The sequence below is a fragment of the Paracoccaceae bacterium Fryx2 genome (genome assembly GCA_032334235.1).
In the GTDB taxonomy this organism is placed as follows: domain Bacteria; phylum Pseudomonadota; class Alphaproteobacteria; order Rhodobacterales; family Rhodobacteraceae; genus JAVSGI01.
In genome coordinates, this window is record JAVSGI010000005.1 from 122,847 (window position 1) to 140,874 (window position 18,028).

Genomic DNA, 18,028 nt, shown 5'->3' on the forward strand with positions numbered 1-18,028 from the left:
CCGCTAGGAACGGGGCCGAAACATCATCGAGGCTCCCGCAATGCGTCTGACCCGCTATTTCCTGCCCGTGCTGAAAGAAAACCCGTCCGAGGCGCAGATTGTCAGCCATCGCTACATGCTGCGGGCCGGGATGATCAAGCAGCAGGCGGCGGGGATCTATTCGTGGCTGCCGCTGGGGCTGCGGGTGCTGAAACGCATCGAGCAGATCGTGCATGAGGAACAGGTGCGCGCCGGGCACATCCCCTTGCTGATGCCGACGCTGCAACCGGCGGATCTCTGGCGCGAATCCGGGCGCTATGACGATTACGGCCAGGAAATGCTGCGCATCAAGGACCGGCACGAGCGCGAGATGCTTTACGGCCCGACCAACGAGGAGATGATCACCGACATCTTCCGCGCCCATGTCACCAGCTACAAGGACCTGCCGCTGACGCTCTACCACATCCAGTGGAAGTTCCGCGACGAGATGCGGCCGCGCTTCGGCGTGATGCGGGGGCGCGAGTTCCTGATGAAGGACGGCTACAACTTCGACCTCACGAAAGAGGACGCGCTGCACGCCTACAACCGCCATCTGGTCAGCTACCTGCGCACCTATGAACGCATGGGCCTGCAGGCGATCCCGATGCGGGCGGATTCAGGCCCGATCGGCGGTGACGACACGCACGAGTTTCTCGTACTCGCCGCGACCGGCGAGTCCGAGGTGTTCTATGACAGCGCGGTGACCGAAATCCGGCTGGGCGCGCGCGAGATCGACTATGACGACAAGGCGCAATGCGCGGCCGTGATGGAGGAGTTCACCTCGCTCTACGCGCGCACCGACGAAACCCACGACGCGGGCCTGTTCGACGCCATCCCCGAGGGGCGCCGCAAATCTGCGCGCGGCATCGAGGTCGGGCAGATCTTCTACTTCGGCACCAAGTATTCCGAACCGATGGGGGCGAATGTCGTCACGCCGGACGGGGCCCGCGTGCCGGTCCACATGGGCTCGCACGGCATCGGCGTCAGCCGCCTGCTGGGCGCGATCATCGAGGCGAGCCATGACGACAAGGGCATCATCTGGCCCGAAGGTGTCACGCCGTTCCATGTCGGGATCGTCAACCTCAAGCAGGGCGACGCGGGCACCGATGCCGCCTGCGCCGGGCTGGAAAAGGCGCTGGTCAAGGCCGGGCTCGACCCGCTTTATGACGACCGCGACGAACGTGCCGGGGCGAAATTCGCCACGATGGACCTGATCGGCCTGCCGTGGCGCATCACCGTTGGCCCGCGCGGGCTGGCGGCGGGCAAGGTGGAACTGACCTCGCGCCGCACCGGCATTTCGGAAGAGTTGACGGCCGACGAGGCCGTGGCGCGGGTGGTGGCGATCTACGCCGCGATCTGACGGGCCGAGGGTCCGGGTCGAACCCCGGCCCCTCGGCCTCCGTCCGCGATGAACGCACGCCGGGCAGCGGGATTTCCGACTGCCCGGTTTTCTTTTGCAGTTTTTCAGGCACACTTCCTGAATTTCATCCTCGAACAGTCCGGAAGGCATTTCCATGGCCCTGATCACCGAGAACCGCACGCTGGACGGATTTACCGACTTCACTCTGCTCGGGCGCGAATACGGGTGGGACGAGGGTTTCCTGGAAAGCGTCAGCGGCTGGTCCGGCGTCGGGCCGGATACCTACCAGATAAACCTGACATTCCAGGGCGATCCCTGGATCGTCAGCCAGATGCGCTTTACCGGCGAGGCCGAACAGCGCCTGACCATCAGCGATGCCGCCGACGGGTTCGAGCGGCGGATCGACTTTCTGCGGCTTGGCCCGGGCGATGCCGACATCACGCTGCTGACCACGCGGATCAAGGTCATCCAGGGCTACGACAACGAAAACGTCACCCTGACACTGGGCAGCGGCCGCACCACCGCGATCGAGCTTTTCGACGGCCGCCACGAGATCACGGTCGGCAGCGGCAACGTCGGCCTGATCAGCCTTGGCAATGGCGAGGACATCGTCACCGGCGGCAGCGGCAACATCGACGCGCTGATCATGGGCGAGGGGCGCAACACCTTCACCGGCAGCGAGGGCTCTCTTGGCAGCTACGAGGGCTATGGCGGCAACGACACCGTGCATCTGGCCGGCGGCGGGGCGACCCAGATCAGCCTTGGCGCCGGCACCAACATCCTGACCACCGGGACGGGATTTGTCGGGTCGGTGCTGTCCTACGGCGGCAACAACACCGTCAGCATCGGCACCGGCGGCGCACGCACCATCGGCTTCAGCGACGGTGTGGACAAGGTGACCATCAAGGCCGGAGCTTTCGTCGATGTGATCCAGCTTGGCGGCAACGACGACACGCTGACTTTGCAGGGCGGCGGCAACATGGCCAACCTTGGCGACGGCAACAACCGCTTCGTGATGGGCAAAGGCTTCCTCGGGTCGGTTTCGGCCGATGGCGGCAACGATACCTTCAGCATCGGGTCCGGCACGGTCGATCAGCTGCGCATGGGCAGCGGGCTGAACAGATTGACGCTGGGCGACGGGCGGATCGGCAGCGCAACGGGCTATGACGGGCGCGACATCGTGAAGATCGGCGCTTTCGGGGCAATAGACCAGTTGATGCTCGGCAGCGGCAACAACACGGTGACGCTGGCCGGTGGCGCGCGGGTCAGCAGCTATCTGGGCTCTGATGGTGCCGACATCATCACGCTGAACGGCGATGCGCGCATCCTGACGATCAAGGTCGATGGCGGCGAAAACGTCCTGACCACGAAAACCGGCAATGTCGAAAGCTACTACTCTTTCGGCGGCAACAACACCCTGACCATCGGCAGCGGCGGCGTGCAGCAGATGGTGTTCTCCGGCGACGGCGGCACGCACAAGGTGACCTCGGACGGGTATGTCGGGTCGCTGACCACCTTCGGCGACAGCAGGAGCATCGTCGCCCTGGGGGCCGAGGGCGCGGGGGCGCTGCAACTGGGGGGCGGCAATGACCGGGTCACGACCGGCGCGGGGCATGTCGCCACCATCAGCACCGGAAGCGGCAACGACAGCGTGACCATGGGCACCGGCGGCGGCGCATTCGTGCGGCTGGGCGAGGGCAACGACACCATCCGCCTCAGCCGAACGGACCCCGGCAACGGCTTGCAGATTCAGGGTGGCGCGGGCACCGACACGGCCGATTTCAGCGGCCTGAACGCGGCTCTGACCATCAGGCTCGATGATGCCGGGGCGTGGCAGAACGTGGCGGCACCGGGGGGTGACCTCGAAACCGACGCCTTCGGCTTCTTCAGCCTGACCTCGATCGAGAACCTGATCGGCGGGCGTTTCGGTGACCGGCTGGAGGGGAGCAGCGCCGCCAACCGCCTGTCGGGCGGTGCGGGCAATGACGTGCTGATCGGGATGGGCGGCGATGACGTGCTGACCGGTGGCGGCGGGGCCGACGACTTCCTGTTCAACCCCGGTGACGGGCGCGACCGCATCACCGATTTCGCCCCGGGCCTCGACCAGATCGGCTTTGCCGCTGCGGCGAGCCTGTCCGACATCGCCTTTGCCCGCGCGGGCGCCGCCGTCCGCCTGACGGTGGGCGATGTGGTGGTGCTGGTCGATGGCGTCACCGTGGCAGAGATGCGCGACGCCGACAACTTCCTGTTCTGACGCGCAGGCGCCGCAATCCCGCCGGGTCGCGGATCGGTGTCTTGACGCGACCCGGTGCGCGCTGCACTGTCCGGCGAAAATCGGTCCGGCGAACACCGCGCCGGATCCGGGCAGTCAGATCAGGTCAGATCAAGGAGAAGACGTGGCACACCGCACTCCGCCGTTCGCGCGGTTCGAATGGATGATTGCCTGGCGCTACCTGCGTGCCCGGCGGGCCGAGGGCGGCGTGTCGGTGATGACCTGGATCAGCCTGATCGGCATCACGCTGGCGGTCTTCGCGCTGATCGCCACGCTGGCGGTGCGGGCCGGGTTCCGGGCAGAGTTTGTCGATACCATCCTGGGCGCCAACGCCCATGTCACGCTCTATTCCCAGACTCATGTCGATGAAAGCGGCCAGAGCGTGCGCGGCTTTGCCGACTACGACGTGCTGGCCGCCCAGCTTGCGGCCGTGCCGGGGGTGACGCGGGCGGCGCCGCTGGTCAAGGGGCAGGTGATGGCCTCGGCCGGCAGCACCAGCACCGGGGCCGAGGTGTTCGGCATGGCGCTGGCCGACCTGAAGACCATCCCGCGCGTCGGCGTCGGAGCCGATGCCTACGGCGACATCGACACCTACGATCAGGGCATCGCCATCGGCTCGGGCATCGCGCGCGAACTGGGGGTCGGCCTTGGCGACCGGCTGCGGCTGATCTCGCCCAACGGGGTCAAGACCGCCTTCGGCACCAGCCCGCGCGTCAACGCCTACGAGGTGGTCTACATCTTCACCGCCGGGCGCTACGACATCGACCGCACCCGCATCTACATGCCGCTGGCCGAGGCGCAGAGCTATTTCAACCGCGAAGGCTTCGTCGACGAGTTCGAGATCATGGTGGCGCACCCCGAGGCGGTGGACGATCTTGCCCCCGCGCTGATGCAGGTCGGGGGCGCGAATGCGATGGTCTGGACCTGGCGCGATTCCGCAGGCAGTTTCCTGCGCGCGCTGGATATCGAGGACAACGTGATGTTCGTCATCCTGTCGATCCTGGTGCTGATCGCCGCGATGAACATCGTCTCGGGGCTGATCATGCTGGTCAAGAACAAGGGGCGCGACATCGGCATCCTGCGCACCATGGGGCTGACCGAAGGGTCGGTGCTGCGGGTGTTCTTCATCTGCGGCGCCTTCACCGGGCTTATCGGCACGGCGATGGGGGTGGTGCTGGGCTGCCTGTTCGCGGTCTACATCGACCCGATCTTCAGTCTGGTGAACTACGTCGCGGGCGGCGGGGTCTGGGACCCGTCGATCCGCGGCATCTATGCGCTGCCCGCCAAGCTCCTGCCGGGCGACGTGGGCGCGGCGGTGGCGCTGTCGCTGGGGCTGTCGTTCGTGGTCACGATCTTTCCGGCACGCCGGGCGGCCCGGATGAACCCGGTGGAGGCGCTGCGCTATGAATGACGCGATGCTGGCGCTCGACGGGCTGACCAAGGTCTACAACCGCGGCAAGCCCGGCGAGGTGGTGGTGCTGCGCGGCGCGACCCTGTCGGTGGCGCGGGGCGAGGTGGTGGCGCTGGTGGCGCCCTCCGGCGCGGGGAAATCGACGCTGCTGCACATCGCGGGCCTGCTCGACACGCCCGACGAGGGCACCGTGGCGATCGGCGGGCAGGCGATGGCGGGCCTCAGCGACCGGCTGCGGACCGAGGCGCGGCGCAAGGATGTGGGCTTCATCTACCAGTTCCACCACCTGCTGCCCGAGTTTTCGGCGCTGGAGAACATCGTGATCCCGCAGCTTGCCAACGGCACCCCGAGCCGCGAGGCCGAGGCGCGGGCGATGGACCTGCTGACCCGGGTGGGCATCGGCCCGCGCGCCGGGCACCGCCCCGCCGCCCTTTCCGGGGGCGAGCAGCAGCGGGTGGCCTTCTGCCGGGCGATGGCGAACCGGCCGCGCGTGCTGCTGGCCGACGAGCCGACCGGCAACCTCGACCCCGCCACCTCGGACCGGGTGTTCGGCGCGCTGATGGATCTGGTTCGCGATACCGGCCTTTCGGCGCTGATCGCGACCCACAACATGGATCTGGCCGCGCGGATGGACCGGGTGGTGCGGCTGGAGGCGGGCCGGGTCATTGCGTCGGCATCCGCTGCGTGATCCAATGGATGAAACGAGGGAGGTTCCGATGCGCATTCTGATACCGATCGCCGGTCTGGCGTTGAGCGGGGTGCTGGCGGCCTGCGTGATGCCGGGGTTCGAGAAGACCCCGACCGGGGCCGAGGATTTCGCGGTGTTCTGTTCGGCCTGCCACGGGTCGGGCGGGCGGGGCAACGGCGAGATGGCGGCGACGCTGGATCGCAGGCCGACCGACCTGACGCGGTTGGCGGCGGGCAATGGCGGGGTGTTTCCGATGGCCCGGGTGATGAGCAAGGTCTATGGCTATGCCGGCGAGTCCGGGCCGAAGGACGCGCTGATGCCGCCCTTCGGTGACCTGCTGGAGGGCAAGATGGTGCTGTATGACAGCGGTGACGGAATCGAAACGCCGACCCCGCTGCGGCTGGTGCAGCTGGCGGAATATGTCCGGGGGTTGCCGGGCTGATTTCACGCGTGAAAGCGGACGCAAGTCATTGAAAAAAAGGGTTTTTATGCCGCGTATTAACCCTTTGGCAAGGGTCTGGGCGCCCTCGGCAGAGTGTCGCCCGGCATCAGACCCGCGATTTCAAGGATCAGTTTGCGCCGCACTGCCCGGGCGAAGCTGTCGCGCCCGTCAGCGGTGACGACGAATGCGCCCGGCCCGCCGATGATCCGCTCGGCATACTCCGCTTCCAGGTTGGAGCCGGAGCGGCCCGGATCGCCGGGGCGCAGGATCGGCAGGCCGTTGATGGTGATGTTGGCCGCCAGAACTTCGGCACGGGCTTCGGCAATCCCGGGGCCGGACCAGTTGTTGATGCTGTCGCCGGAAAAGTCGATCACCCGGCGCAGGCCGGTGATTTCGTTGGCGTCGATCAGACGCCGCCCCTCCAGCAGCGCGGCACCGATGGCATTGCGCCCATAGGCCAGACGCGGCGGAGGCACGAGTTGCGCGGCAAAGGCCGCGGCCGTCTCGGGGCCGTCGATGATCGTCCAGTCGACCACCGTCACCTGATTGGCCGCCCATTCGACGTAAGTGACCGCAATGGTGCCGGTCAGCGTGCTTTGTATCGCGTAGACCACGTCGGGGTGTGTGATGGCGGCGGCATAGCCCTGGCGTTGCAGGTCGATCTCGGACTGGTCGATCGAGCCCGAGGCATCGGCCAGCAGCACGAGTTCCAGATCCACCTCCTGGGCGTGGAGGGGCAGGGCGAGCAAAAGGCTGATCAGAATCGCGCGCATGGCTTGAAGGTTAGGGCACGCGGCCGGGAAGGCAAATGCTAAAGGCCCAGGACCTTGCGCAGATGTGCATTGGCGCGGGTCTGCCAGCCCTTTTCTCGGGATTGCACATTGTTCATTACCATGGAAATGTGAAGCTGAAACGCAAAGGCTGTCTCTCTTATGTCCTTACCCTCGAAAAGCAGTGTTCGAAATGCCGGAAAAAGGATCGCTGAGTGTGGCGGCCTTATGGCTCGGCCGGATGACGTCGATATGCTGGATGACTGGCGCAAGGCTCACCTCGAGCCTCTTTCGGCGATTGCGATGTGGTTGCGACGCCCTTCCCTAGACGCAACTGGGCTTGCTCCAGCGCAAAGACTAAAGCGCCGAGATACTTTAATCGAGAAGCTCATTTCGGGGAGGGCCAAAGATGCAGCCACAATGCATGATCTTGGTGGATGCAGACTAATATTTTCAAGTATTGATACACTGAATAAGTTTCGGGTGTACTTGGAGAAAGAAAGTCGCGCTCGGCATAAACTGCAGCATGACAGTAGCAAATACGATTACATCGCCCGCCCAAAGCCGACCGGCTACCGTGGCGTTCACTATGTCTACGGATATGTTCCTTCGTCACAAGATCGTTTAGACTTGTCGGGTCTGAAAATTGAAGTGCAACTTAGAACCGACGTCCAGCATGCTTGGGCGACGGCGGTGGAAATTGCCGATCTAGTTCTGGATGCTCGAACGAAATTTGAAGATGGCACGGGCCAGTATGGGGAGTTTTTTCGGCTGGCAAGCGAAATACTGGCCAGATACCATGAAAAGATGAAGAGTTGTGTTGCCGACCTTGGTGATAGAGAGCTTGTCTTGAGATTTCGTGATCTTGAGGCCAGTATTGGACTGTTGGATCGATTGGCCAAGCTGCGAGAACAAGGGGACTTGACCAAGATTAAGCAACATACGGTTTTAGCTTTCCAGAATGATGATACACTGGAGATTTTTGGTTACACGAAAGCATCTCGAGCCGTCGAAAAGGAAAGAGAACTACTGGCTCATCCAGATTGCTCAAACGTCGTCTATGTTCGTGCCTCGACACCACGCTCAATTAGAAGCTCGTATAGAAACTATCTAACCAATCCGGCAGACTTCGTGCAGCTACTAAATGATGCAGTTCAAAATCTTTAAACATCCAACTCCTCCACGAACCGCGCATTCTCCTGGATATACTGGAACCGCAGTTCCGGCTTTTTCCCCATCAGGCGTTCCACCAGGTCGGAGGTTTCTCCCGGCTCGTCCTCGTCGATGCTGACCCGGATCAGCTTGCGGGTCAGGGGGTTCATCGTGGTGTCTTTCAGGTCTTTCGCGTCCATCTCGCCCAGCCCCTTGAAGCGCTGCACGTCGATCTTGCCCTTGCCACCAAGGCCCTTGGCGAGCCAGAGTTCCTTTTCGGCATCATCCGCGACATAGAGCCGCCGCGCGCCCTGTGTCAGGCGGTAGAGCGGCGGGCAGGCGAGGTAGAGGTGGCCCTTGTCGATCAGCGGGCGCATCTGGGTGAAGAAGAAGGTCATCAGCAGGCTGGCGATGTGGGCGCCATCTACGTCGGCGTCGGTCATGATGATGATCTTGTCGTAGCGCAGGTCGTCGACCTTGAAGCGGGTGCCCATCGAGACGCCGAGCGCCTCGCAGATGTCGCGGATCTCGGTGTTGTCGTTGAGCTTGGCGGAGGCTGCGCCCAGCACGTTCAGGATCTTGCCTTTCAGCGGCAGCAGCGCCTGGGTCTCGCGTTCGCGCGCGCCCTTGGCGGAGCCGCCGGCGCTGTCGCCCTCGACGATGAACAGTTCGGTCCCCTCGCGGGTTTTCGAGGTGCAGTCGGTCAGCTTGCCGGGCAGGCGCAGCTTCTTGGTGGCGGTCTTGCGGGCGGTTTCCTTTTCCTGGCGGCGGCGCAGGCGTTCCTCGGCGCGCAGCACGAGGAAATCGAGGATCGCCCCTGCCGACCGGGTGTCGTTGGCCAGCCAGTTGTCGAAATGGTCGCGCACCGCCTGTTCGACGTAACGCTGCGCTTCTTCGGTGGACAGGCGGTCCTTGGTCTGGCCGACGAATTGCGGCTCGCGGATGAAGACGGAAATCAGCGCGCAGCCGCCGGCCAGCATGTCGTCGCGGCTGATCAGCTCGGCCTTGCGGTTCTTGACCAGCTCGCCATAGGCGCGGATGCCTTTCAGGATGGCATACCAGAAGCCGGCCTCGTGGGTGCCGCCCTCGGGGGTCGGGACGGTGTTGCAGTAGGACTGGATGAAGCCGTCGCGCGCCGGAGTCCAGTTGATCGCCCATTCGACCGAGCCGGGGACGCCGAACTTCTCGGGGAAGCCGACCTTGCCGGCGAAGGGGCGGTCGGCGTAGGTGGTGGTCTTTTCAAGCTGTTCGTTGAGGTAGTCGCACAGGCCGCCGGGGAAGTGGAACACCGCTTCGGCCGGGGTTTCGCTGTCGGAGATGGCGGATTTCCAGCGGATCTCGACGCCCGAGAACAGGTAGGCTTTCGAGCGCGCCATCTTCATCAGGCGGGCGGGCTTGAATTGCAGGGAGCCGAAGATTTCGGGGTCGGGGTGGAACATCACCGAGGTGCCGCGGCGGTTGGGGGCGGGGCCGACCTTGACGATCGGGCCCTGCGGGATGCCGCGCGAGAAGCTCTGGGTATAAAGCTCGCGGTTGCGGGCGACCTCGACCTTCATCACGTCGGACAGGGCGTTGACCACCGAGGCGCCCACCCCGTGCAGGCCGCCCGAGGTTTCATAGGCCTTGCCGCCGAACTTGCCGCCGGAATGGAGGGTGCAGAGGATGACTTCCAGCGCAGACTTGCCGGGGAACTTGGGGTGCGGGTCGATCGGGATGCCGCGGCCGTTGTCGCGGATCGTCACCGAATGGTCGGCGTGCAGTTCGACCTCGATGCGGGTGGCGTGGCCTGCCACCGCCTCGTCCATCGCGTTGTCGAGCACCTCGGCCACCAGATGGTGCAGCGCGCGTTCGTCGGTGCCGCCGATATACATGCCGGGGCGTTTGCGCACCGGTTCCAGCCCTTCGAGAACCTCGATGCTGGAGGCATCGTAGGTTTCGGTGGTGCCGGAAAGCAGGTCATTCGCCATGGGATGCTCGATTCTTGTTATGGGTCGTATGGGGTATCAGTAGAACATCCCGGGGGCGAGGGACGCAAGATGTGGGGGCGGCAGGTCAGGCCGGTTCGGCCATCCGCGCGGCCCACATGGCCTGGAAGGCCGGGCGGGCTTGCGCGCGGGCCAGCCACGCGGCGGTGGCGGGGTATGCCGCCAGCAGCGGCTTGTGCGCCGCGCCATAGCGCAGGCATTCGGCCAGCATGATGTCGGCCACGGTGAAGCGGTCGCCCACCAGCCAGTCGCGGCCCAGAAGATGCGCCTCCAGCCTTGCCAGCGGCCGGGCGAGCCTTTCGGCGGCGGCGGCGATCCTTGCCGCGCCTTCGGGGGTATCGGCCAGCCCGTCGGCTATGGTGTAGAGGATGTCGATGCCGGGGGTTTCCAGCGACGTGGCGCCGAACAGCGCCCACTGGTCGGTCTCGGCCGTCTCGGCCAGCCCCTGCGGGCCAAGTTCGCCGCCGTATTTGCGCGCCAGATGCAGGCAGATCGCCAGCGATTCCGTCAGCACCAGCCCGTCATCCTCCATCGCCGGAATCTGGCCCTGCGGGTTCACGGCAAGGAAGTCGGGCGAGGCGGTGTTGAAAGGCGCATCCGGGGCGGCGGGGTCGGGCAGGCGGTAGGCCTGGATCACCGGCACATGGTCGAAGGGCAGGCCGATTTCACCCAGCAGCCAGACAGGGCGCGAGGCGCGGGAACGGCAGACGCCGTAAAGGGTGGGCATGGGAACCTCCGGGTCCGGGATGCGGCGCCGAGACTAGCCGGGATGGGCGGCCGCGGGAAGACGGCGCGGTGCCCCGTCCTGCGCGCCATCCGCCCCGGCGCGTCTGAAACGGTCGTTTCAAAAGCGGGGCAGGATGACAGGTCGTGAACAGCATTTTCTTGCCCGGAAGGGAAAGTTGCGGCACGCTGGAAATCTGGCATTTCAGAAATGGCTTATCATGAAAGGTCGCGAGCAGGACGCCGAACCGGGCGCGAGCGAGCAGGGTCACGATCGGTGTGGAGTGGAAGAGAACGCCGGTCAGGGCGCTGGCCCGGAAAATGACGGGCCGCCGGAGGGTGCCGGGAGCGTTGCTCTGGCGCGGGGGGCGGAAGGCAAAGATCCGGCGCGGGAGGCGGAAGGCGCGGGCCCGGCGCCGGGTGAGGAAAGCGCGGACCCGGCGCGGGAGGCGGAAGGCGCGGGCCCGGCGCCGGGTGAGGAAAGCGCGGACCCGGCGCGGGAGGCGGAGGGCGGAGACCCGGCGCCGGGTGAGGAATGCGCGGACCCGGAGCGGGGCATCGAGCGGACCGCGCGGGCCGAGATCATTGACCGGCTTTACGATGTTGCGATCGACCCGATCCGGCTGAGCGACCTGCTGGAGGTCTGGGAGGGCAGGACGGCGGTGATGCGGGCCGGGCCGCTGGACGAGGTGGTGCCGCTGAACGACCCCGAGATCGAGGCGCATGTCCGCCGGGCGGGCGTGTTCCTCGACCGTTTCGAGGCGGCGCATCAGGAGGCCGGCTATCGCGCCGTGCTGTCGGACATTCCGCGGTCTGCCGCGTTCGTCTCGGATGGCTGGAGCGGTATCGCGGGCTGCAACCGGGCGGCGGGGCAGGCATTCTCGGTCAGCGAGGGGGCGGCGCTGGCGGCGCTGCCGTTCGATGCCGAAGACGTTGCGGCGCTGGTCGGCGTGATCCGCAAGGTGGCCGGGGGCAAGGCGGAAAAGGTCGTCACCCTGCGCATCCGGTCGACCGTGACCGGCGGGCCGGTGATCCTGCGCGTCAGCCCGGTCGAGGGCGGGACGGACCGGCCGGGGGGGCGGCCGCTGGCGCTGGTGATCACGACCGAACTGGTGTGGCCCGAGGGCTTCGAGGTGACCGTGCAGGAGGCGTTCGGCCTGACCGCCGCCGAGGTGGAGATCGTGCGCGGGCTGACGCTGGGGCTGCCGCTGCGCGATATTGCCGCCGCACGGGGCCGGTCCGTCGAGACGGTGCGGACGCAGGTCCGCTCGGTTCTGGCCAAGACGGAAACGCATGGCCAGGCGGAGCTGATGCGGGTGGTGATGGGGCTGATGGACCTGGCGCTGATACCGGCGCAGGGGCTTTCGGTGCCGCTGCGGGGCGCCGGGATGGACGAGGTGCCGTTCAGGTCCATGCGGCTGCCCGACGGGCGGCGGCTGGACTGGATCGAGTTCGGCGACCCCGAAGGCGTGGCCTGCCTTTACATGCATCTGGAATTCGGGCTGATCCGCTGGCCCGCCAGTGCCGAGCGCGCGGCGCGAGCGCGGGGCATCCGGGTGATCGTGCCGGTGCGGGCGGGCTACGGGCGCAGCGATCCGCAGGGCCGGGGCGCGGACCACCTGCTGGCCACCGCGCAGGACCATGCCGCGCTGCTGGACCATCTGGGGGTGCCAGTAGCCGCCGTGCTGGCGCAGGGGGCGGACATGCGCTTTGCCATGAAGCTGTCGCTGATCCGGCCCGATCTGGTCAGCGGGATCCTGGGCTGCGCCGTGCGTCTGCCGCTGCGCACCGCCGCGCAATATGAACGGATGAACAAATGGCAACGCTTCATCCGGGCCAACGCCCGCTATGCGCCGCGCGTGCTGCCGTTCCTGGTGCAGGCCGGCTTTTCGCTGGCGCGCAAGCTGGGAAAGGAGGCGTTCTTCGAACAGGTCATCGGCGGGTCGCCTGCCGATCTGGACACCTTTGCCCGCCCCGAGGTGCGCGAGGCGATACTGACGGGATCGGAGGTCTGCCTCGGGCGCCAGCTGTCGGCGCACGAGGCCTTCACCCGCGACTGCATCGGATCGGAGCGCGACTGGTCGGACGTGCTGCGGGCCTGCCGGGTGCCGGTGCTGCTGTTGCAGGGCGACCAGGACGTGCACATGCCGCTGCAAACGATTCGCGAGTTAAGGACAGATTTCCCGCTATTGGAGATTCAGTTTGTGCCGCGCACGGGGCAGTTGTTGTTCTTTGCCGAATGGCCGCTGGTTCTGGACCATCTGACCCGGTTCCTGCCGCGATGACGGTCTAAATTAGCTCGGATACCGCAAATGGGGTATGCGGTTTTGCGGTGCCTTCATTACCAAGAAGGAGTTCCCGAAGTTTGGATCAAATTGACTTTCACGGTTACAATTATCCCCAAGCAGGGCGGCGGTGCGTATCGGCATCGTCGCCCTGTTTTTTGGTGAAATACCCGCTGTCTTTCCGGTCTGAAATGACATGGATCAAAGTCGCCGGCGGCATTCGGCCCGAGGCTGTCTGTGCTGCCGCAAGAGGTTTCCCCACCGCAGAAGGATGACGCCAGATGGAAGATGCCGCCGAGATGCCCCGGGGCCCGGACCCGGTCGCGCCTGTTCCCGTGGCGGCGGAAAGTCCGGCGGTAGAGGTGCCCGGCCCCAGGGTCTTCCCCGCCGTCGATCCCGACGTGATCCGCGAGGCGTTCGAGTCGGGGCATTACCCCTATGCGCGGCTGATGGGCACAAGGATCTACGAGGCCGAGAAGGCCCGCCTTCAGGCCGAGTTGCTGAAGGTGCAGATCTGGGCGCAGGATACGGGGCAGAAGTTCGTCATCCTGATGGAGGGGCGCGACGCCGCCGGCAAGGGCGGCACGATCAAGCGGTTCATGGAACATCTGAACCCGCGCTACGCCCGCGTGGTCGCCCTGACCAAACCCGGCGAGAAGGAAACCGGGCAGTGGTTCTTTCAGCGCTACATCGAACACCTGCCGACCCGGGGCGAGATCGTGTTCTTCGACCGCAGCTGGTACAACCGGGCCGGGGTGGAGCGGGTGATGGGGTTCTGCACCCCCTCGGAATATCTGGAGTTCATGCGCCAGGCGCCGGAACTGGAACGGATGCTCGTCCGGTCGGGCATCAGGCTTTACAAATACTGGTTCTCGGTCACGCGCGACGAACAGCGTGCCCGTTTCCTCCAGCGCGAGACCGACCCGCTGAAGCGCTGGAAGCTGTCGCCGATCGACAAGGCCAGCCTCGACAAATGGGATGACTATACCGAGGCGAAAGAGGCGATGTTCTTCTACACCGACACCGCCGACGCGCCCTGGACCATCGTCAAGTCGAACGACAAGAAGCGCGCGCGGCTGAACTGCATGCGGCATTTCCTGGCCTCGATCGACTATCCGGGCAAGGATCTGACGGTGGTGACGCCACCCGATCCGCTGATCGTGGGGCGGGCGGCGCAGGTGATCAGCGGCACCGGGCGGATACTGGAGGCGGCGCTGCATCCCGAAACCCGCAAGCCGCGCATCTGACCGCGCCTTGCCCTGCGCTGCCGCTGCCCCTAAATGAGAGGGGATGCGGCGAAAGGATCGGGTGCATGTGGGATCAGCGATACGCGGGCGACGGCTATCTGTTCGGCACCGACCCCGCCGCCTTCCTGCTGCGCGTGGCGCCGCTGCTGCCCCCCGCCGCAAGGGTGCTGAGCCTTGCCGACGGCGAGGGGCGCAACTCGGTCTGGCTGGCCGGGCAGGGGCACCGCGTCACCGCGCTGGAAGCCTCGGGCGTGGCGCTGGCAAAGGCGCGCGCCCTGGCGGCGGCGCGTGGGGTGACGGTCGGGTTCGTGCAGGGCGACATTGCCGGATGGGACTGGGCGGGCCACCCATGCGATGCGGTGCTGGGGGTGTTCATCCAGTTTGCGGACCCCGCCCTGCGGGCGCAGATCCACGCGGGCATCGCGCGGGCGGTGGTGCCGGGCGGGCTGGTGCTGCTGCACGGCTATGCCCCGCGCCAGATCGCCAACGGCACCGGCGGGCCGCGCGCGGTCGAGAACCTCTACACGCTCGACGCCCTGCGCGCCGATTTCCCGGGCTGGCAGGTGCTGCTGGCCGAAGACTACGATGCCGACATCAGCGAGGGCACCGGCCATTGCGGCCGCTCGGCGCTGATCGACTTCGTGGCGCGGCGCCCGGCGGCGCTGCCGTGATGCGGGTCGGTCTGGCAGGCGCGGTGCTGGCGGGGCTGGCCGGGCAGGTGGCGGCGCATCCGCATGTGTTCATCGACACCGGGCTGGAGGTGATCTTCGACGCGCAAGGCATGGCCACGGCGCTGCGCATCACCTGGGCCTATGACGACCTCGTGTCGCTGATGATCGTCGAGGATCGCGGCATGGACCCGGACGGCGACGGCACGCTGACGCCCGCCGAACAGGCGGCGCTGACCGGCTTCGACATGGCGTGGGACGCGGATTTCGCGGGCGACACCCATGCGCTGGCGGGCGACGTGCCGCTGGTGCTGTCGCGCCCGTCCGACTGGACGGTGGACTACCGCGACGGGCGGGTGATCTCGACCCACCTGCGGCGGCTGGAACCGCCGCTCAGGCCCGGTGCCGTGCCGCTGGTGGTGCAGGTCTATGATCCGGGCTTCTATTCCGCCTATGCCATCGCGGGCACGCCGGTGCTGACTGGCGCCGCCCCCGAATGCTCTGTGCAGGTGTTCGAGCCCGACCGCGCCGCAGCCGATGCCATATTGCAGGCTGCGATCGACGAATACACCGGTGACGCCGGCATCGAGGGCGACTTTCCCGCCGTGGGCGCCGCCTATTCCGAGGAGGCCCGCATCACATGCGCCGGCGGTTCCTGATCCTCGGGCTGGTGCTGGCGGCGGTGCTGGGGCTGGCCTGGGCGCTGGGCGCGCTGGACGGCATCGCGCGCTGGGCCGACGCGGGCAAGCGCGAGGTGCAGGACATGCTGGCCGCCGCCCTGCGCCGCCTGCGGGCGGGCGATCCCGGGGCGCTGATGGCGCTGCTGGGGGTGGCCTTCGGCTACGGCTTCTTTCACGCGGCGGGCCCGGGGCATGGCAAGCTTTTGATCGGCAGCTACGCCATGGCGCGGCGGGTTCGGCTGGGGCCGCTGGCGGCGATTGCGCTGGCCTCGTCGCTGGCGCAGGCGACGGTGGCGGTGGCGCTGGTCTATGCCGGGGTGTTCCTGCTGGGCTGGGGGCGCGAGCGGCTGGTGGCGGTGACCGAGCAGGTGATGGCCCCGGTCAGCTATGCCGCGATTGCGGGCATCGGGCTGTGGCTGGCGTGGCGCGGCTGGCGCGGGCTCCGGCGCGGGGGGCACGACCATGACCACGGGCACCATGACCACGGGCACCACGGCCACGGGCACCACGGCCACGGGCACCACGACCACGGGCATGTCCATGACGCAAGCTGCGGCCACGCCCACGGCCCCAGCGTGGAGGAAGTGGCAAGGGTCGCGGGTTGGCGCGATGCTCTGGTGCTGATTGCGGGCATTGCGCTGCGGCCCTGCACCGGCGCGCTGTTCCTGCTGGTGCTGACATGGCAGATGAAGATCCCCGCGGCGGGCATCGCCGGGGCCTATGCGATGGGGCTGGGCACCGCCACGGTCACGATTGCCGTCGCCGCGGCCAGTGTCTGGGCGCGCGAGGGCGCGCTGGCCGCGCTGCCGGGCGCGCGGCTGGCGGCGGCGCTGCCGCTGCTGGAACTCGGCATCGGGCTGCTGGTCGCGCTGATCTCGGGGCAGTTGCTTCTGTCAAGCCTTTAGACTGCTTGTGGCACCTTGCCGCGCCGCGCGGGCCGGGATAAGCCCGGCAAATGACCGCCTTGCCCCTTTCCAAAGCAGCCCATGCGCGGGCGACGCTTGTCCTTGGCCTGCCGCTGATCGGCAGCCATCTGGCGCAGATGGGGCTGCATGTCACCGATACGGTGATGCTGGGCTGGTATGGCGTGGCGGAACTGGCGGCGGTGGTGCTGGGATCATCTGTGTTCTTCATCGTGTTCATCCTCGGCGCGGGCTTTGCGCAGGCGGTGATGCCGATGGTGGCGCAGGCGCTGGGCCGCGGCGACGAGGCGCAGGTGCGCCGCGACACCCGCATGGGGCTGTGGCTGTCGATCGGCTTCGGCGTGCTGACCTACCCGCTGTTCTGGGCCTCGGGGCCGATCCTGCTGGCGGCGGGGCAGCAACCCGAGGTGGCGGCGCTGGCGCAGGACTACCTGCGCGTGGCAGGTGCGGGCATGGTGCCCGCCCTGCTGGTGATGGTGTTCAAGAGCTACCTCGCGGCGCTCGAGCGCACGCAGGTCGTGCTCTGGACCACCATCGCCGCGGTTTTCCTGAACGTCTGGCTGAACTGGCTGCTGATCTTCGGGAACGGCGGCGCGCCGGAACTCGGCGTGCGGGGCGCGGCCATCGCCTCGGTCGGGGTGCAGGTGCTGACGGTCCTGGTGCTGGCACTCTATGCCGGCCTGCTGCGCGACCTGCGCCGTTTCGCGCTGTTCCAGCGGTTCTGGCGGCCCGACTGGTCTGCGATGCGCCAGGTGTACCGCCTCGGCCTGCCGATCGGACTGACCAGCCTCGCGGAAGGCGGGCTGTTCCAGGCTTCGGCGCTGATGATGGGCTGGATCGGCACGGTCGAACTCGCGGCGCACGGCATCGCCCTCGAGGTCGCCGCACTCGCCTTCATGGTGCATGTCGGCCTCTCGAACGCCACCACGGTGCGGACCGGGCGGGCGCAGGGCCAGGGTGACGCCCGCGGCCTGCGCGACGGCGCAATGGTCGCCATCGCGCTGTCGCTGGGGTTCGGGCTCGTGATGGTGGCGCTGTTCCTCTCCGTGCCGGAACCGATCATCGCGCTGTTCCTCGACACCTCGAAACCCGAAAGCGCCCAGATCATCGCCTTCGGCACCACGCTGCTGGCGCTGGCCGCCCTGTTCCAGATGGCCGACGCCGCGCAGGTGATGGCGCTGGGCCTGCTGCGCGGCGTGCAGGACACGCGGGTGCCGATGTGGCTGGCGGCGCTCAGCTACTGGGTGGTCGGCATCCCGGTCAGCTACGTCCTTGCCTTCCCCCTCGGCATGGGCGGGGTGGGCCTGTGGCTCGGCCTCGTGGTCGGCCTCGCCCTCGCCGCCGTCCTGCTGATGATCCGCTTCTGGACGCGCGCCCCGAAAGCCTGACTCTACCCCATTCACC

General features: G+C 66.9%; 15 protein-coding genes. 12 read left to right on the forward strand and 3 right to left on the reverse strand.

The genetic code is table 11. The annotated features are described in order from the left end of the window. Positions 1–40 precede the first annotated feature (40 nt). The 5 genes from RNZ50_09805 to RNZ50_09825 all read left to right on the forward strand — a co-directional run bounded on the left by RNZ50_09805 (position 41) and on the right by RNZ50_09825 (position 6,191). Positions 41–1,378, forward strand: a complete 1,338-nt coding sequence (locus RNZ50_09805) for a proline--tRNA ligase (GenBank protein ID MDT8855304.1) — start codon at positions 41–43, stop codon at positions 1,376–1,378. Positions 1,379–1,532: 154 nt separating this feature from the next. After that, positions 1,533–3,632 (forward strand): calcium-binding protein, encoded by a 2,100-nt coding sequence (locus tag RNZ50_09810; GenBank protein ID MDT8855305.1) that lies wholly within the window; start codon positions 1,533–1,535, stop codon positions 3,630–3,632. A 142-nt stretch (positions 3,633–3,774) separates the two neighbouring features. After that, positions 3,775–5,061, forward strand: coding sequence for a lipoprotein-releasing ABC transporter permease subunit (locus RNZ50_09815; GenBank protein ID MDT8855306.1), 1,287 nt, complete (start codon positions 3,775–3,777; stop codon positions 5,059–5,061). Further along, positions 5,054–5,749, forward strand: coding sequence for an ABC transporter ATP-binding protein (locus RNZ50_09820; GenBank protein MDT8855307.1), 696 nt, complete (start codon positions 5,054–5,056; stop codon positions 5,747–5,749). The genes RNZ50_09815 and RNZ50_09820 overlap by 8 nt, the downstream gene beginning before the upstream one ends. Before the next feature lie 28 nt (positions 5,750–5,777). Beyond that, the gene (locus RNZ50_09825; protein MDT8855308.1) at positions 5,778–6,191 is read left to right on the forward strand and encodes a cytochrome C; all 414 of its coding nucleotides are present in this window, start codon (positions 5,778–5,780) and stop codon (positions 6,189–6,191) included. Between the two features lie 56 nt (positions 6,192–6,247). On the opposite strand, the gene RNZ50_09830 is transcribed toward RNZ50_09825, so the two are convergent. Next, positions 6,248–6,964 (reverse strand): DUF1194 domain-containing protein, encoded by a 717-nt coding sequence (locus RNZ50_09830; protein ID MDT8855309.1) that lies wholly within the window; start codon positions 6,962–6,964, stop codon positions 6,248–6,250. A gap of 249 nt (positions 6,965–7,213) precedes the next feature. Between RNZ50_09830 and RNZ50_09835 the strand changes: the two genes are divergently transcribed. Beyond that, entirely contained in the window at positions 7,214–8,128 is a 915-nt protein-coding gene (locus RNZ50_09835) for a RelA/SpoT domain-containing protein (protein ID MDT8855310.1), read from the forward strand. Here the strand turns inward: RNZ50_09835 and parE are convergent. Beyond that, positions 8,125–10,080, reverse strand: coding sequence for a DNA topoisomerase IV subunit B (gene parE, locus RNZ50_09840; protein MDT8855311.1), 1,956 nt, complete (start codon positions 10,078–10,080; stop codon positions 8,125–8,127). The genes RNZ50_09835 and parE overlap by 4 nt on opposite strands. A gap of 85 nt (positions 10,081–10,165) precedes the next feature. After that, entirely contained in the window at positions 10,166–10,825 is a 660-nt protein-coding gene (locus tag RNZ50_09845) for a glutathione S-transferase family protein (protein ID MDT8855312.1), read from the reverse strand. Positions 10,826–11,042: 217 nt separating this feature from the next. Between RNZ50_09845 and RNZ50_09850 the strand changes: the two genes are divergently transcribed. From RNZ50_09850 to RNZ50_09875, 6 genes are all read left to right on the forward strand, one after another. Further along, positions 11,043–13,106, forward strand: coding sequence for a helix-turn-helix transcriptional regulator (locus RNZ50_09850; protein ID MDT8855313.1), 2,064 nt, complete (start codon positions 11,043–11,045; stop codon positions 13,104–13,106). A 299-nt stretch (positions 13,107–13,405) separates the two neighbouring features. Next, positions 13,406–14,353 (forward strand): polyphosphate kinase 2, encoded by a 948-nt coding sequence (gene ppk2, locus RNZ50_09855; protein MDT8855314.1) that lies wholly within the window; start codon positions 13,406–13,408, stop codon positions 14,351–14,353. Positions 14,354–14,418: 65 nt separating this feature from the next. Next, positions 14,419–15,024: a methyltransferase domain-containing protein gene (locus tag RNZ50_09860; protein MDT8855315.1), complete on the forward strand. Its 606-nt coding sequence runs from the start codon at positions 14,419–14,421 to the stop codon at positions 15,022–15,024. After that, entirely contained in the window at positions 15,024–15,680 is a 657-nt protein-coding gene (locus tag RNZ50_09865; GenBank protein MDT8855316.1) for a DUF1007 family protein, read from the forward strand. The genes RNZ50_09860 and RNZ50_09865 overlap by 1 nt, the downstream gene beginning before the upstream one ends. Next, positions 15,662–16,606: a hypothetical protein gene (locus tag RNZ50_09870; protein ID MDT8855317.1), complete on the forward strand. Its 945-nt coding sequence runs from the start codon at positions 15,662–15,664 to the stop codon at positions 16,604–16,606. Before RNZ50_09865 ends, RNZ50_09870 begins: the two co-directional genes overlap by 19 nt. Positions 16,607–16,656: 50 nt before the next feature. After that, positions 16,657–18,012 carry an MATE family efflux transporter gene (locus tag RNZ50_09875; GenBank protein ID MDT8855318.1) on the forward strand — a complete coding sequence of 452 codons (1,356 nt, stop codon included), beginning with the start codon at positions 16,657–16,659 and terminating at the stop codon, positions 18,010–18,012. Positions 18,013–18,028 lie beyond the last annotated feature (16 nt).

Excerpts from the sequence above, each read along its gene's own strand:
- RNZ50_09805 (MDT8855304.1), top strand. The coding sequence starts at position 41 with ATGCGTCTGACCCGCTATTTCCTGCCCGTGCTGAAAGAAAACCCGTCC.
- RNZ50_09810 (MDT8855305.1), top strand. The coding sequence starts at position 1,533 with ATGGCCCTGATCACCGAGAACCGCACGCTGGACGGATTTACCGACTTC.
- RNZ50_09820 (MDT8855307.1), top strand. The coding sequence starts at position 5,054 with ATGAATGACGCGATGCTGGCGCTCGACGGGCTGACCAAGGTCTACAAC.
- RNZ50_09825 (MDT8855308.1), top strand. The coding sequence starts at position 5,778 with ATGCGCATTCTGATACCGATCGCCGGTCTGGCGTTGAGCGGGGTGCTG.
- RNZ50_09830 (MDT8855309.1), bottom strand. The coding sequence starts at position 6,964 with ATGCGCGCGATTCTGATCAGCCTTTTGCTCGCCCTGCCCCTCCACGCC.
- RNZ50_09835 (MDT8855310.1), top strand. The coding sequence starts at position 7,214 with ATGCTGGATGACTGGCGCAAGGCTCACCTCGAGCCTCTTTCGGCGATT.
- parE (MDT8855311.1), bottom strand. The coding sequence starts at position 10,080 with ATGGCGAATGACCTGCTTTCCGGCACCACCGAAACCTACGATGCCTCC.
- RNZ50_09845 (MDT8855312.1), bottom strand. The coding sequence starts at position 10,825 with ATGCCCACCCTTTACGGCGTCTGCCGTTCCCGCGCCTCGCGCCCTGTC.
- RNZ50_09850 (MDT8855313.1), top strand. The coding sequence starts at position 11,043 with ATGAAAGGTCGCGAGCAGGACGCCGAACCGGGCGCGAGCGAGCAGGGT.
- ppk2 (MDT8855314.1), top strand. The coding sequence starts at position 13,406 with ATGCCCCGGGGCCCGGACCCGGTCGCGCCTGTTCCCGTGGCGGCGGAA.
- RNZ50_09860 (MDT8855315.1), top strand. The coding sequence starts at position 14,419 with ATGTGGGATCAGCGATACGCGGGCGACGGCTATCTGTTCGGCACCGAC.
- RNZ50_09865 (MDT8855316.1), top strand. The coding sequence starts at position 15,024 with ATGCGGGTCGGTCTGGCAGGCGCGGTGCTGGCGGGGCTGGCCGGGCAG.
- RNZ50_09870 (MDT8855317.1), top strand. The coding sequence starts at position 15,662 with ATGCGCCGGCGGTTCCTGATCCTCGGGCTGGTGCTGGCGGCGGTGCTG.
- RNZ50_09875 (MDT8855318.1), top strand. The coding sequence starts at position 16,657 with ATGACCGCCTTGCCCCTTTCCAAAGCAGCCCATGCGCGGGCGACGCTT.